Annotated in this window: 10 protein-coding genes; 5 read left to right on the forward strand and 5 right to left on the reverse strand. The window is 67.2% G+C overall.

What is annotated here, in order from left to right:
- Positions 1-455 precede the first annotated feature (455 nt).
- The gene (locus MA09_RS01960; RefSeq protein ID WP_036244782.1) at positions 456-2,315 is read left to right on the forward strand and encodes a glycoside hydrolase family 13 protein; all 1,860 of its coding nucleotides are present in this window, start codon (positions 456-458) and stop codon (positions 2,313-2,315) included.
- Positions 2,312-5,215: an esterase gene (locus MA09_RS01965; RefSeq protein WP_036244784.1), complete on the forward strand. Its 2,904-nt coding sequence runs from the start codon at positions 2,312-2,314 to the stop codon at positions 5,213-5,215. The genes MA09_RS01960 and MA09_RS01965 overlap by 4 nt, the downstream gene beginning before the upstream one ends.
- A 1-nt stretch (position 5,216) precedes the next feature.
- Here the strand turns inward: MA09_RS01965 and MA09_RS01970 are convergent, their stop codons facing one another.
- From MA09_RS01970 to MA09_RS01985, 4 genes are all read right to left on the reverse strand, one after another.
- On the reverse strand, positions 5,217-6,206 hold the full coding sequence (locus MA09_RS01970; protein ID WP_036244785.1) for a diacylglycerol kinase family protein: 990 nt from the start codon (positions 6,204-6,206) through the stop codon (positions 5,217-5,219).
- Positions 6,207-6,460: 254 nt separating this feature from the next.
- The gene (locus MA09_RS01975; protein ID WP_036244788.1) at positions 6,461-6,982 is read right to left on the reverse strand and encodes a GNAT family N-acetyltransferase; all 522 of its coding nucleotides are present in this window, start codon (positions 6,980-6,982) and stop codon (positions 6,461-6,463) included.
- Entirely contained in the window at positions 6,979-7,503 is a 525-nt protein-coding gene (locus MA09_RS01980) for a GNAT family N-acetyltransferase (protein ID WP_036244789.1), read from the reverse strand. Before MA09_RS01980 ends, MA09_RS01975 begins: the two co-directional genes overlap by 4 nt.
- Before the next feature lie 92 nt (positions 7,504-7,595).
- Positions 7,596-8,894: an amidohydrolase family protein gene (locus tag MA09_RS01985; RefSeq protein ID WP_036244790.1), complete on the reverse strand. Its 1,299-nt coding sequence runs from the start codon at positions 8,892-8,894 to the stop codon at positions 7,596-7,598.
- A 200-nt stretch (positions 8,895-9,094) separates the two neighbouring features.
- Here MA09_RS01985 and MA09_RS01990 point away from each other — a divergent pair, with 200 nt between their 5' ends.
- The 3 genes from MA09_RS01990 to MA09_RS02000 all read left to right on the forward strand — a co-directional run bounded on the left by MA09_RS01990 (position 9,095) and on the right by MA09_RS02000 (position 13,567).
- Positions 9,095-9,829, forward strand: a complete 735-nt coding sequence (locus MA09_RS01990; RefSeq protein ID WP_051933083.1) for a phasin family protein — start codon at positions 9,095-9,097, stop codon at positions 9,827-9,829.
- 212 nt (positions 9,830-10,041) lie between these two features.
- Positions 10,042-11,793: an ABC transporter ATP-binding protein gene (locus MA09_RS01995; RefSeq protein ID WP_036244792.1), complete on the forward strand. Its 1,752-nt coding sequence runs from the start codon at positions 10,042-10,044 to the stop codon at positions 11,791-11,793.
- Positions 11,794-11,809: 16 nt separating this feature from the next.
- Positions 11,810-13,567 carry an ABC transporter ATP-binding protein gene (locus MA09_RS02000; RefSeq protein WP_152594524.1) on the forward strand — a complete coding sequence of 586 codons (1,758 nt, stop codon included), beginning with the start codon at positions 11,810-11,812 and terminating at the stop codon, positions 13,565-13,567.
- A gap of 156 nt (positions 13,568-13,723) precedes the next feature.
- Here the strand turns inward: MA09_RS02000 and MA09_RS02005 are convergent, their stop codons facing one another.
- Entirely contained in the window at positions 13,724-14,572 is an 849-nt protein-coding gene (locus tag MA09_RS02005) for a hypothetical protein (RefSeq protein WP_152594525.1), read from the reverse strand.
- Between the last annotated feature and the right edge of the window lie 94 nt (positions 14,573-14,666).

Below are 14,666 nucleotides of genomic sequence, written 5' to 3' on the forward strand. Positions count from 1 at the left end.
TCTGTCAAGGATTCTGTATTAAAACTAGATGCACTGTCAACGGGAGTTGCTTGTTACTACGATAATGGCATGTTTTTCAGAAAATCGGCAGCACAGCACGCCTTTTCCGTTGTATTTGGGGTACACAAGTGCATACAGACGACTGTAGTCGGACTACAAATACCTATTTTAGTGACCCGATTGCCTGGAAACGCACCAAGTCGGTGCACGCCTCGCGCGAGAGCGTGGCACGGCGGTGTATAAATTCTACTAGGAAATACATATGCCCAGTCGAAAATCTGTACTTTGACTAGATTATGAAATTGCAACTTGTTTGTGCCTTGTAGTCAGTTCATAGTATTCTCAGTGCAACACAACCAAGCGCGGCAGTTCCTCCCTCTCTTGATGATGTTCAAAAGCTGTAGTCTGACTACGCAGACATGCAGGCTGCATCGGGATGGGAGCGCCCGAATCCTATGAGACACTTCTTCGCCACCCTGCTGATCGGCACTGCCGCCCTCAGCCCCTTCGCCACCCACGCCCAGCCTTCCATTGCCCACATGGAGCCGCCGTTCTGGTGGACCGGCATGCAGCACAAGGGACTGCAACTCATGGTGCATGGCGAACGCATCGCCGAGCTCGAGCCCACGCTGGCCTATCCGGGTGTGCGCATCGCCTCGGTCACCCGGGTCCCCAGCGGGAACTACCTGTTCATCGACCTGGAGATCGGCGAGGAAGCGAAGCCAGGCAAATTCGACATCATGTTCAAGGGCGCCGGCCGCCAGGCCAGCTACACCTACCAGCTGCTGGCCCGCGAGCCCGGCTCGGCCCAGCGCATCGGCTTCAACAGCAGCGATGCGATCTACCAGGTGATGCCGGACCGCTTTGCCAACGGTGACCCGAAAAACGACTCTACGGCGGATACGCTGGAGAAAGCCGATCGCAAGAACGGCTCGGGGCGCCACGGCGGCGACATCCAGGGCATCATCGACCGCCTCGACTATATCCAGGGCATGGGCTTCACCCAGCTATGGCCCACCCCGCTGGTCGAGAACAACATGCCGGCCTATTCGTATCACGGCTATGCCGCCACCGACCACTACCGCATCGACCCGCGCTACGGCAGCAACGAGGACTTCCGCCGCCTGTCCCGGGAGGCGAAGAAGCGCGGCATCGGCCTGATCCAGGACGTGGTGCTGTCGCATATCGGCAGTTCGCACTGGTGGATGAAGGACCTGCCGGCGCCGGACTGGATCAACTACGGCGGCAAGTTCGTGCCGACCCAGCACCACCGCACCGCCGTGCAGGACCCCTACGCCTCGAAGGAGGACGCCGACAACTTCACGCGCGGCTGGTTCGTCGAGAGCATGCCCGACCTGAACCAGTCGAATCCGATGGTGGCCAACTACCTCATCCAGAACAACATCTGGTGGATCGAGTATGCCGGCCTGTCAGGGCTGCGCATCGACACCTTCGGCTATTCGGACGGCGCCTTCCTGTCCGAGTACACGAGGCGCCTGATGGCGGAATACCCGAAGCTGAACATGGTCGGCGAAGAATGGAGCACGCTGGTGCCGGTGGTGGCGCGCTGGCAGCGCGGCAAGGACAACTTCGACGGCTACCGCGCGTCGACCCCGAGCCTGATGGACTTCCCGCTGGCGGAAAGCATGCGCACGGCGCTCGCCGACAAGCGTGGCGGCAACGTCTTCACCAATGTATATGAGACGCTCTCGCTCGACTACCTGTACCCGGAGCCGGGCAACCTGGTGCTGTTCGAGGCGAACCACGACGTCTCGCGCATCTGGAGCGAGCTGGGCGAAGACTTCGACCGCTACCGGATGATGATGGTGTTCCTGATGACGATGCCGCGCATTCCCCAGCTTTATACCGGCGACGAGATCCTGATGACCAGCGCCACCGGCGAACGTGACGACGCCAGCTACCGGCGCGACTTCCCTGGCGGCTGGGCCGGCGACAAGGTCGATGCCTTCGCGGGCAAGGGTCTTACGGCGCAGCAGCGTGCGGCCCAGGAGCTGGTGCGCAAGCTGGCCAACTGGCGCAAGGGCCAGCCGGTGATCCATCGCGGCAAGCTGATGCATTACGGCCCGCGCGACAATACCTATGTCTACTTCCGCTACGATGAGAATAAAAAAGTGCTGGTCGCCTTCAACAACAACCCAAAGGAGATGGTGCTCGACACCTACCGCTTCCGCGAAATGCTGGCCGGCGTGCCCTCCGGCGTGGACGTCCTGAGCGGCAAGCGTTTCGAGCTGGGCAAGGAGCTGCGCCTGCCGGCCGGAGCCGCCGTCATCGTCGAACTGGAGGCGGCACGATGAAGCGCCGCCTGCTTGCGACCGCCGCCCTCCTCGCCTGCCTGGGTGCACACGCCAAGGACAAGGAGCTCTACATCCGCGGCGCCTTCAACGGCTGGGGTACCGACAACGCCCTCGTCCACAAGGGCAAGGGCATCTACGAGGCCGACATCCTGGTCAGTCCCGGCAACCATGCCTTCAAGGTGGGCAGCCGCGACTGGAGCGACGAGTGGGTGGCTGACGCCGACAAGAGCGTGACGGTGGCGCCGGGCACGCCCTACCGGCTCGAGACCCAGGCCGGCCCGGAAGACTACCTGTTCGTGCGCCAGACCGGCACTTACCGCTTCACGGTGGATGCCTCCAGCCCGGGCGCCCCCACCCTGCGCGTGGTGCGTCTGGACACGCCACAGGCGGCAAGCGCCCACGATCCGCATGCCGGGCGCGAAGCGGTGGCCACGCTCGCGTGGCCGACCTGGGACGGCAAGCAGGAAAGCGCGCGCTTCTCCTCGCCCGACCCCAAGGCGGAACTGCGGCGCTACGCCCACTCCACCACCCTGAGCCTGCGCGATCCGGGACCGCAGCACAGGGAATACGCCGAGCAGCCCGGCTTGCCGCGCATCCGCACCGGCAACCTGGCCTTCGACGCCCTGTTCGCACTCGCAGGCGCCGAGATGCGCCTGGACTCGGTCAGCCAGATCCGCGACGGCAACTACAACGGCGGCGCCGCGATCCCCTGCGAGTGCTTCGAGACCGGCGAGAAGTGGCACTACGTGTGGACCCGCGACCTGTCCTATGCGGCCGACCTCGGCCTGGCCCTGCTGGACCCGCAGCGGGTACGCAACTCGCTCGAGTTCAAGCTCTCCGGCTGGCGCAAGGGCGTGCCGATCGCCCCGCAAGTGGCGGGGACGGCGGATGGCATGCAGATCGTGCAGGACACCGGCAGCGGCGGCAGTTGGCCGGTCAGCACCGATCGCGTCACCTGGGCCTTCGCGGCGGAAGAAACCCTGCGCACCCTGCCCGCTGCGGAACGTGCGCCGTTCGCGAAGCGCGCGCTGCGGGCACTGACGAACACCATCGAGAACGACCGCATCGCGGCCTTCGACAAGAAGAGCGGCCTGTACATGGGCGAGCAATCCTTCCTCGACTGGCGCGACCAGAGCTATGCGTCCTGGATTCCAAACGAGCTGGCCTTCATGTCGACCTCGAAGTCGCTGTCGACCAACGTCGGCCATGTCCAGGCCCTCAAGCTGGGGTCGAAACTGGCGCGCGAGCATGGGGACGAAGTCCGTGCCCGCCGCTACGCGCAATGGGCGATCGAGCTGGCCCGCGCCATCAACACCCAGCTATGGCTCGACGATGCCGGCATGTACAGCAGCCTGACGGCCGGCCACCTCGACGGCGCGCCGATGCACAAATTCGACTGGCTCGGCCAGTCGCTTGCCATCATCAGCGGTGTCGCGGGCGAGGAGCGCGCGCGCTCGATCCTGGCGCGCTACCCGCATGGGCCGATGGGGGCGCCGGTCATCTACCCGCAGCAGCCGGGCATGCCGGTCTACCACAACCGCGCCTTGTGGCCCTTCGTCACGGCCTACGGCCTGAAGGCAGCCACCCACGCCGGCAACGTGGCGGTGGCCGATGCCGCCATCGACTCGCTCATGCGCGGCGCGGCGCTGAACATGTCGAACATGGAGAACCTCGAGTGGCTGTCCGGCCAGCCGCTGCTGCTCGACGAACGCCATCCGAACCTGATCGGGCCGGTGATCAATTCGCGGCGCCAGCTGTGGTCCGTCGGCGCCTACCTCGGCATGGTGGTGGGCGAGGTGTTCGGCGTGTCGCTGGACGATGACGCCCTCGTGCTGCGCCCCTTCGTCACCGCCAGATTGCGGCGCGAGATGTTCGCCGCTTCCGGCGAGATCGCGCTGCACGACTTGCGCCTGCACGGCAAGCGCATCGACCTGCGCCTGCGCCTGCCGGTGGCAAGCCGGCAGGACGGCTACTACCTGGTGGAACAGGTCCTGGTGAACGGCAAGCGCAGCAGCGAGCGGATTCCGCTCGCCCAGCTCCTGGATCACAACCAGGTCGAGATCGTGCTCGGCCGGCTGGCGCCCGGCCAGCAGGAGATCCGCCGCGTGAAGGACGATCCCTACGCCGATGGCGGCGCCACCTTCGGCCCGCGCGAGCCCGCCATCGCTGCAGTGACGCGCGGTGCCAAAGGCGTGACGCTGCAGATCGCCGGCAACGCCGGCGAACAGGGCGTCACCTACAGCGTGTACCGCGACGGCAAGCGCGTGGCCGACGGCTTGGGCACCGGCAGCTGGCTGGATCGTTCCGCGAGTCCCTATGGCTGCTATGCGGTGGAGGCGCGCTTCACGGCCAGCGGCAACCGCAGCCACCACAGCGCGCCGCGCTGCGTCGACCCGGGCATCGAGATCGGCGTCACCGATCCGCGCACCGTCTCCAACGTCAAGCCCGGTGCGCCGCACCCGCGCTTCCCGAGTGGCGGCAACTACGTACGCCTGGAAGGCTGGGGCCAACCGGGCGACCGCTTCGCCGTGGAACGCATCGCCGTGCCGGCAGCCGGCAACTACCAGGTGCAGGTGCGCTACCACAACGCGGCCAACCAGGTGAACCTGGGGATCAGCGGCGGCGTGAAGTGGCTGGCCGTGAAGGACGGGCGCGGCCGGGTCGTGGCGCAGGGCGTGGTGCAGCTTCCGCATGCGCCGCTGGCAAAAGCGGATACACCGACCGTGTATTCGACGCCGTTGGCGGCACGCCTGGGGCGCGGCAGCTACCGCATCGAGATGAGCGACTTCTACAATATGAGCTATCTCGACAGTAACAGCAGCTTCAGCGCGGCGGGCGGACTCACCGGACCGTCGAACCGCTTCGACATCTACGGAATTCGCCTGTTGCGGGTCAATTGAATCAGGCGGCTTCCGCTTCACCGGGATCCGGCCGCGCTTCCTTGCGCGACGGTCCCTGCGACATCAGGAGCAGCCGCCCTTCCAGCACACGGAACTCGAGCGGCATCGCCATCTGCGCCACTTCGCCGTCGGCCGCGACCTTCATGCGCTTGCGGCCGTAGACCGAGGGCGTGCGCACCAGCAGGCGCTTGAAGGCGAAGGCTTCGACATCCTCGTCGTCGCCCAAGTGCCCCAGCATGCCGCGCACCAGCAGGCGCAGCAGGCCTAGCTTGCCCATTGGCTTGGGCGCGATGGCAACCAACTGCCCGTCCTCGACCGCCTCGATCAGGCCGTCGCGCATCCCGACCTGCTCCAGCTGCAAACGGTTATTTCCGACGAACAGGGTCGTGGTGCGCAAGCGGCGTTCCTTGCCGTCTTGCTCGAGCGTGATGCGCAGGTGCCGGTGCGGTCGCAGCGCGATCTTGAGGGCCGAAAAGAAAGCGACGACACGGCTGCGCCCATACTGGCGCTTGTCGTGCTCGCGCTCTTCGAGCAGTTTCGGATAGAGGCCGACGCTGGCGTTGACGAGGAAGATCTTGTTGTTCAGCAGGCCCACCTGCACCGGCCGCATCCTGGCCCGCAGCAGCGCATACACGGCCTCGGCCAGGTCTTCTGGAATGCCGTGGGTACGGCCGAAATAGTTGAACGTTCCCTGTGGCAAGACGCCAAAGGGGCAGCCGGCCAGCACGGCTTCATGCGCCACCGTGTTGATGGTGCCGTCGCCGCCCGCCGCCACCAGGATGCCGCCTTCCGCCATGGCGCGCGCTGCCATGCTGCGCGCCTTCCCGGCCAGCCCGGCCGGGTCGTCGACCAGTTCCAGCGTGCAACTGCGGCCGGCGGAGGCCAGCACGCTTTCGATGGTCGAGCGCCGCAGTTCGGTCTCGGAATGACCGGACCCGGCGTTCAGGACAATGAAAAACGGCGCATCGGGGCGCGGTTCGGTGATCGGCATCGATGGTTCGCTTGACGGTTGGTGGACTAAGAGCGCCTAACAAAACCTCCATAGCTGCGTTGCACCGTCTCGCCGTACAGGGGTACTGTCTTCGACGTTGCGCCTTGCTCTGAAGGTTTTGTCAGGCGCTCCAAGTACTCGCTCCAAAATAAATGTGTTTTGGCTGCCAGAACTCACATTTATTTCTGGTCGAGTATTCTGGTCGAGTACTTAGCAACGCCATCCTACCACCACCGCGCGCCGCGCGCGGTGCGCTACAGCGCCATCCCGTACAGGTTCAGCTCGGGCTCGCCCGCCGCGAGCGCGCGCCTGCCTTCGAAGCGCATTCCCAGCCTGAGCAGCAGCGCGATCGAGGCGGCGTTGCCCGGCGTGGTAATGGCCGCCAGGCGCGGGATGCCGAGCGTGCGCGCATGCGCCACCACGGCCCGGGCGGCTTCGAAAGCATAGCCCCGGCCGCGGTGGCGCGGCAGGAAGGCGTAGCCGATGTCGACGTCCTCGAGCGTGTCGCGCTTGACGAGGCCGGACAGGCCGACAGGGACGCCCTCCTCGGCCAGCTCCACCATGTACATCGAATGGCCGCGCGTGCGCTGCATTGCCACCGGGCCGTCCTCGATCGATTTCACCGCGGCATCAAGGGTGCGCACGCCCCGGTCACCGATGTGCTCGATGAAGGCGGGGTCGTTGAACAGTTCCAGGAACACCGGAGCATCGCCCGTGTCCACGAGGCGCAGGCGCAGGCGTTCGGTACGGAGGACCTCAAGCGGGTGGCGCCTCATTCGTCCGCCGTCGGCCAGTAGTCCGGATCCTGCAGCAGCTGGTACATGACGTAGGCGTCCACATAGCCGAGACGCTTGTGGCGGTAGGCCTTGGGCAGGGTGCCGACAATCGAGAAGCCGAGCTTCTTCCACAGCCGGACGGCGGCGGTATTGGTGCTCACGACGTAGTTGAACTGCATGGCGAGGTAGCCCTGGCGGCGCGCCTCGACCAGGCTGTGCTCGCCGAGCAGGCGCCCGACACCGGCGCCCTGCGCCGAGGGACTGACCATGTAGGACGCATTGGCCACGTGGTGGCCGCGGCCGACCTGGTTCGGCACCAGGCGGTACATGCCGAGCACGCGCGCACCGCTGGTCGCGACGAAGGCCGTCACCTCGGGGCCGAGCCAGTAGGCATGGCCTGCCTCGCGCGAGGTGGCGGTAGTGAACGGATAGGTTTCGCCGGCCGCGACGTGGGCACAGAAGATGCTCCACATCGCATCGAAATCTTGCTCGCCGGCGGGGCGGATCTGGATGTCTTTCACGGCTGTCAGGGACGCGTTACCGAACTTAAAGCGTTCTATTCTAGCCTTAAATTGTCATGGATTTCACAAATCGTGCGCGGCTTTTTGAGCGGTTATTTTGTCGCCTGCGTCGCGGCCTGCTGCGGCATCCTGAAGTCGGTGGCCGCCGGCCGCCCGGGCAGGTGCAGTGTCACCCGGGCGGACGGCGCCTCGGCCACCACGGCGCCGCGCCGCACCACCAGCTTGCGCGCCGCGCGCAGCCGGATCGCCTCGATCGTGGAGCCGGCGTCCAGCAGCACCAGGTCGGCCTTGCAGCCCGGCGCCAGCCCGTAGCCCTCGAGGCCGAGGATGCGCGCCGGGGTCTCGGTCACCGCCAGGAAGCACTGGTGCATCGCCTCCACCCCGGTCATCTGCGCCACGTGCAGTCCCATGTGCGCCACTTCCAGCATGTCGCCGGAACCCATGCCGTACCAGGGGTCGAGCACGCAGTCGTGGCCAAAGGCGACGTCGACGCCCGCCGCGAGCAGCTCCGGCACCCGGGTCATGCCGCGCCGCTTCGGGTAGGTGTCGTGGCGGCCCTGCAGGGTGATGTTGATGAGCGGGTTGGCGATTGCCGCGACACCGCTCTCCGCGATCAGGGGCAGCAGCTTGCTCACGTAATAATTGTCCATCGAGTGCATCGAGGTCAGGTGCGAGCCGGCCACCAGGCCCTGCATGCCGAGGCGCCGGGTCTCGGCGGCCAGGGTCTCGATGTGGCGCGACATCGGGTCGTCGGTCTCGTCGCAATGCATGTCCACGCGCCGGTCCTGCTGCGCCGCGTACTCGCACAGCAGGCGGATCGATTCCGCTCCGTCGGCCATGGTACGTTCGAAGTGCGGGATGCCGCCGACCACGTCGACCCCCATCGCAATGGCGCGTTTCAGGTTGTCGAAGGCGCCGGGGCTGCGCAGCAGGCCGTCCTGGGGAAAGGCGACCAGCTGCAGGTCGAGGTAGGGCGCGACCTGGCGGCGCACTTCCAGCAGCGCTTCGACAGCCAGCAGGCGGTCGTCGCAGATGTCGACGTGGGTGCGGATCGCCAGCAGCCCGCGCGCCACCGCCCAGTCGCAGTAGCGCAGGGCGCGCTCGATCAGCGCCTCCTGCGCCAGCTGGGGCTTGAGCTCGCCCCAGAGGCGGATCCCTTCCAGCAGCGTGCCGCTGCGGTTCACCCGCGGCATGCCGTAGCTGAGCGTCGAATCCATGTGGAAGTGCGCATCCACGAAGGGCGGGCTGACCAGGTCGCCGCAGGCGTCGATCTCGCGCGCCCCTTGCGCGGCCAGCCGCTTTTCCACGGCGGCGATGCGTTCGCCGTTGATGCCGATGTCGATGCCGCGGCTGCCGTCCGGCAGGCTGGCGTTGCGAATCACGAGATCCATGCGCGCTCCTCCTGTTGTCTCCCTGATTGTAACCATTTCCCGTCGGATCGGACGGTCAAGCAAAATCCGTAGACCTTGATAATGCTGCAACGCAAGATTTCCATACTTAAACTACAAAATAAGTTCTTTGCAACACCGGCCAATCATGGCTACACTAGTTATATTGCAGTGCGCCATAAAATGACTGACAAGGAAATCTCATGACTTCTCCCCGTGACCAGTTTTCCGCAGTAGGCAAGGCCCAGTTCGAAGCACAGTTCGATTTCTTCAATTCCATTGCCAGCCAGACCCTCGAAAGCGCCAGTCGCGTGGCTGCTCTCAACCTGGCGGTATCGCGCGACTCGGTGCAGCGTTCCATCGGCGCCACCCTCGCACTGGTGAACTCGCGCGATCCACGCGACGTCCTCAGCCTCGGCGGCCAGGCCGAGGAACAGTTCCGCAGCCTGTTCGCCTATGGCCGCGAGCTGCTCGGCATCGCTGCCGGGGTGCGCCCGTATCCCCTGCGTCCGCAGGCGCTGTCGGCGCCGCAGGCCATCGAGACCGTGGAAGTGATCGAGCGTAGCGTGGCCGACGCCACCGCGTCGGCTGCCGCCGCGCCGGTCGAAGCGGCCGCTGCCGCCGCATCCGTCGTCGAGGCTGCCGTGGAAGCCGCCCCCGCGGTGGAAGCGCATCCGGTGGCCGCCTTCGCTCCCGTGTCCGAACCGGTGGTGGTGGCCGAACCGGAAGCCGCGCCCGCGGCAAGCACTGAAGCGCTGGCCGCCGAGCCGGTCCCGGTCGCGGAACCGAAAGCCATCGCCAAGGCCGTCGGCAAGGGCGCCGCGCGCGCAGCTGCCGTCCCCCACCCCGCCGCGGCACCGGTGGCCGAACTCGCCACCGACGAAGGCACCGAAGCACCGAAGCTCGTCCCTGCTCCGGCCTCCAAACGCAAGAAATAAACTTGCAATACGGACGCGGCTGCGCCCGATTGGCAAAGCGACTACACTAGCGGGCTTCGGCCCGCTTTTGTTTTTTTGCGCGCCTAACAAAACCAACAGGGCAAGGCGCAGCGTCGCAGACAGTACGCTTGTACGGCAAGACGATGCAACGCAGCCGTGGGGATTTTGTTAGGCGCGGTGGAATCGGGCTGCACCAATCTGCAAGGAACAACATGAGTCTCGCAAGGCTGATCGGCGGCTTCGTCCGCCGGCATTGGCATGCCTATGTCTCGTCGGCCTTCATGCTGGCCGGCGTGGCCACCTGCACGGTTTTGATCCCGCGCAAGGTCGGCGCCCTGGTCGACGGCCTGGCGGCGCAAAGCCTCGACCAGGACGCGCTGCTGCTCGGACTGGCCCAGCTGCTCGGACTGGGCCTGGCCATCTACGTGCTGCGGGTCGGCTGGCGCATCCGCCTGTATTCGGCCGCCTACAACCTCGGCGTCGAGCTGCGCACGCGCCTGTATGCGCGCCTGGCCGCGCAGGGACCGGGCTTCTACCAGCGCCAGCGCACCGGCGACCTGATGGCCCTGGCCACCAACGACATCGACGCCATCGAGATGGCTGCCGGCGAGGCGATGCTGGCCGGCTTCGACGGCACCCTGACCCTGGTGATGGTGCTGGGCGTGATGACGCTCGGGGTCGACGCGCGCCTGGCGGCCATCGCCCTGCTGCCCTTCCCGCTGATGGCCTTCGCGTTCTGGCGCATTTCGCGCCAGGTGCACACGGCGGAAGCCGATGCGCTGAAGCGCTTTTCGGCGCTCAACGACCATGTGCAGGAATCGCTGTCCGGCGTGCGCACCCTGCGCGCCCTCGGCCTGGAAGGGCGCAGCGCCGCGCAATTCAGCGAACTGGCCGGCAAGGCGGCCGACGCCAGCCTCGACGCGCAGCGCTGGGAAGCGGCCTATGAACCGGCGGTCGGCCTGACCCTGACCGCGGCCACCGGCCTGACCCTGGGCCTGGGCGGCTACCTGGTCTGGAACGACGAGCTGACGGTGGGCGCGCTTACCAGCTTCTCGATGTACCTCGGCCAGCTGATCTGGCCGATGTTCGCGGCCGGCTGGGTACTGTCGCTGATCGAGCGCGGACGCGCCGGCCTGGCGCGCCTGCAGCCCCTGCTGGACGCGCCGCTCACGGTGGAAGACAGGGGCACCCTCGACCAGGTGGGGCGCGGTGCACTGGTGCTCGATGGCGTCAGTTTCACGTACGGGGAAGCCGAGCGCCCTGCCCTCGACGGGGTAGCGGTGCGGGTGGAGCCGGGCCAGACCTTGGGCCTGGTGGGCCCGACCGGCGCCGGCAAGTCGACCCTGCTGCGGGTGCTGCTGCGCCAGGCCACGCCGCAAAGCGGCACGGTCGCCTGGGCCGGCCATTCGCTGGCGGCCTACCGGCTCGATGCCCTGCGCGCGGCCATGAGCTGGGTGCCGCAGGAATCCTTCCTGTTCTCGGCCACGATCGCCGAGAACATCGCCCTCGCCCGCCCCGGCGCCTCGCGTGCCGAGGTCGAGGAAGCGGCGAAGATGGCCTCGATCCACGACGACATCCTGCGTTTCCCCCAGGGCTACGACACGCCGGTCGGCGAAAAGGGCATCACCCTGTCAGGCGGCCAGCGCCAGCGCGTCGCCATCGCGCGCGCCCTGCTGGCCGACAGTTCCCTGCTGCTGCTCGACGACGCCCTGTCGGCGGTGGACACCGGCACCGAGACCCGCATCCTCGAACATTTGAACGAACTGCGTGCGGCCCGGCCGGAACGCGCGGCGATCATCGCCAGCCACCGCTTGTCGAGCGTGGCGGGCGCCGACCGCATCGTGGTGCTGCGCGAGGGCCGTGTCACGGAGTCGGGCACCCACGACGAGCTGCTGCTTCTGAACGGCTGGTATGCCAGCCAGTGGCGTTACCAACAACTGGAGGCCAGCATCGATGCAGAGTGATACCAACGGGGTCCCCATGCGCGCGCAAACTGCGCAGGCAGCGGGCCTGCTGCGCCGCGCTGCCGAACCGGATCGCCGCCACCTTGTCCGGGCCACCTTCTGGCTGGTCATCGCCGCCGCCCTCGAAGTGCTCGGTCCCCTGCTCGGCAAGGCGCTGATCGACGACCACCTGCTCACCCGCAACCTGGACTGGACCCGCATGTCGCTGCTGCTCGGCGGCCTGGTGGTCACCGGCTGGGCCTCGTCCTGGATCCGCTACCTGCAGCTGATCCGCCTGTCCGGCCTGGCGATGCGCTCGGTGCGGCGCCTGCGCGAGTGGGTCTACGGCCACGTGCTGCGCCTGCCGATGGCCTTCTTCGACCGCGCCATCACCGGCCAATTGGTGAGCCGCGTGACCAACGACACCGAGGCGGTCAAGACCCTCTACATCCAGGTGCTGTTCGTGATGCTCGACTCGAGCATCGTGCTGGTCGGCACCATGATCGCGATGGCCTGGCTCGACTGGCGTTTGATGCTGGTGGTGCTGGCCCTGGTGCCGGCGGTGGTCGGCATCGTCTGGCTCTACCAGCGCCTGTCGGCGCCGGCCGTCACGCGCGCCCGCGCCCTGCGCAGCGACATCAACGGCCAGATGGCGGAATCGATCGGCGGCATGAGCGTGCTGCAGGCCAGCAACGCCCAGGGGCGCTTCGGCGAACGCTTCCTGCACACCAACCGGGCGCACCGCAAGGCGCGCCTGGCCGAACTGAAGGCCAATGCCTTCCTGCTGCGACCGGCGCTCGACCTGCTCAACGTGGTGCTGCTGACCATCGTGATCTACGGCTTCGGGCAGCGCCAGATGAACGCGGTGGAGGTGGGCGTGCTGTACGCCTTCATCAGCTATATCGCGCGGGTGGTCGAGCCACTGATCCAGATCACCATGCAGTTCAGCGGCCTGCAGCAAGCGGTGGTCGCCACCGCGCGCGTCTCCACCCTGCTCGACGAGACCGGAGCGGCCGAACATGCGCTTGGGCGCGTCGGCAACGAGGCAGCCTTCGACCCGAAGGCGCCGGCGGTGCGCGTGCGCGACGTGAACTTCGCCTACGTACCGGGCCAGCGCGTCCTGCACGAGCTGTCGCTCGACATCCCGCAGGGTGCTTTCTTCGGCATCGTCGGCCACACCGGCAGCGGCAAGTCGACCCTGCTCTCGCTGCTGCTGCGCTACTACACGGCGGACGAAGGCACGATCGAGATCGGCGGCCTGCCCCTCGGCTCGATCGGCAACGAGCGCTTCCGCAACGAGGTCGGCCTGGTGCCGCAGGATCCGTTCATCCTGGCCGCGACCGCGCGCGAGAACATCGACATGGGCCGCGGCCTGCCGATGGAGCGCATCGAGGGAGCGGCGCGCGCCGCCCATGCGCACGGCTTCATCGCGGCGCTGGAACAGGGCTACGAGACCCAGCTGGGCGAAGGCGGCTCGCGCCTGTCCTCGGGCCAGAAGCAGCTGCTGGCGATCGCACGCGCGCTGGCGGGCGAGCCGCGCATCCTGCTGCTGGACGAAGCCACCTCGCGCATCGACAGCGCCACCGAGCAGATCGTGCAGGAGGCACTGGAGGAGCTGCGCGGCAAGGTGACCATCATCGCGATCGCGCACCGGCTGTCGACCATCCGCGCCGCCGACCGCATCATCGTGCTGAACCATGGCCGCATCACCGAAGCCGGCTCGCACGAAGACCTGATGCGCATCGAGGGCGGCCTGTACCAGCGCCTCTACCTGCTGCAGCAGATCGCGCTGTAGGGGGGGGTGATCTGGTCCGGTGGACCAGATCACGGTCCGGTGGACCAGATCGCGCTTCGCCGACCGCGCGTCCAACCAGCACGAGCGCCGCCGTCATGCATGCCGGCGCTGAACGCCCTTTCGGCATAGCCGAACACCCTACATTCCGGGCAGGTTCTAGCGCGGCGCCGGCACCAGGCGCCGTGGGTCGCGGCGCCGGATCTCGTTCACGACCTGGTTCGCCAACCCGTCGAGCGCCGCGAAATGCACGCCCAGTCCCTGCTGCAGGGCCGCCGGCACGCTGTCCGCGCACCAGCCGAGCAGCATGCACAGTTCCAGGGTGCGCGGCGCCCCCGGACCGCAGTCGGCGCCCAGGCGGCACGCAAGCAGCGCGCCCCCGAACGGAACGCCGCGCGCGGTCGAATCCTGTTCGTCGCGCACCGGCACGCGTTCATGGAAGACCGGCGCCACCAGCGAGGCGATGACCTCCGGATTGCCCTGTTCGAAAGCCGCCAGCAGCATGCGCGCCCGGCCTTCCGGACCATCGGCGGCCAGGTAGTCGAACATGCTGCCCATCAGCGGATCGGTGGCCAGGTCGAGATGCCGCGCCGCCCCCAGCTCGCGCTCGGCGTCTTCCAGGCCCTCGGGGGTGAAATCGCAGCGGCGCTGCAGTTCCTCGGCGGCGGCACGGCGTGGCGCCGGCAGCGCCGGCAAGGTCTGTTCCAGCGCGCGGCGGCAGGTCTCGAGGACGTTCGTCGCATAGAAATAGGCGCCGCTGCCGGGCTTGCGCATCGCCTCATAGAAGAACACGCGCAAGTTCGGCGCATGCACGAATTTCGCGTGCATCTCACGCCATGTGCTGTCCGGCTGCGCGCCCCTGGCAGGGGGCCGTCCGGCCGGTGCCAGCGGCATCGGCGCCGGAACCCGGGCCGATGGCACCGGGGGCGCCGGAACGGGCGCGGCGGTGCCGGCCGGCCGCGGCCGGGGAATAGTCAGGACCACGAGGCCGGCAAGCAGGCTACTCAATGCAAGTCCGATGCCGATTTCACGGAAGCGCATCATCGGTAGCAACTCGCGCTGGCAACGTTGGTGTTGCCAGGATCATGTCAGGCACTGCCCG

This window comes from Massilia sp. BSC265 (assembly GCF_000740675.1).
Lineage (GTDB): Bacteria > Pseudomonadota > Gammaproteobacteria > Burkholderiales > Burkholderiaceae_D > Telluria.

Excerpts from the sequence above, each read along its gene's own strand:
- MA09_RS01960 (WP_036244782.1), top strand. The coding sequence starts at position 456 with ATGAGACACTTCTTCGCCACCCTGCTGATCGGCACTGCCGCCCTCAGC.
- MA09_RS01965 (WP_036244784.1), top strand. The coding sequence starts at position 2,312 with ATGAAGCGCCGCCTGCTTGCGACCGCCGCCCTCCTCGCCTGCCTGGGT.
- MA09_RS01970 (WP_036244785.1), bottom strand. The coding sequence starts at position 6,206 with ATGCCGATCACCGAACCGCGCCCCGATGCGCCGTTTTTCATTGTCCTG.
- MA09_RS01975 (WP_036244788.1), bottom strand. The coding sequence starts at position 6,982 with ATGAGGCGCCACCCGCTTGAGGTCCTCCGTACCGAACGCCTGCGCCTG.
- MA09_RS01985 (WP_036244790.1), bottom strand. The coding sequence starts at position 8,894 with ATGGATCTCGTGATTCGCAACGCCAGCCTGCCGGACGGCAGCCGCGGC.
- MA09_RS01990 (WP_051933083.1), top strand. The coding sequence starts at position 9,095 with ATGACTTCTCCCCGTGACCAGTTTTCCGCAGTAGGCAAGGCCCAGTTC.
- MA09_RS01995 (WP_036244792.1), top strand. The coding sequence starts at position 10,042 with ATGAGTCTCGCAAGGCTGATCGGCGGCTTCGTCCGCCGGCATTGGCAT.
- MA09_RS02000 (WP_152594524.1), top strand. The coding sequence starts at position 11,810 with ATGCGCGCGCAAACTGCGCAGGCAGCGGGCCTGCTGCGCCGCGCTGCC.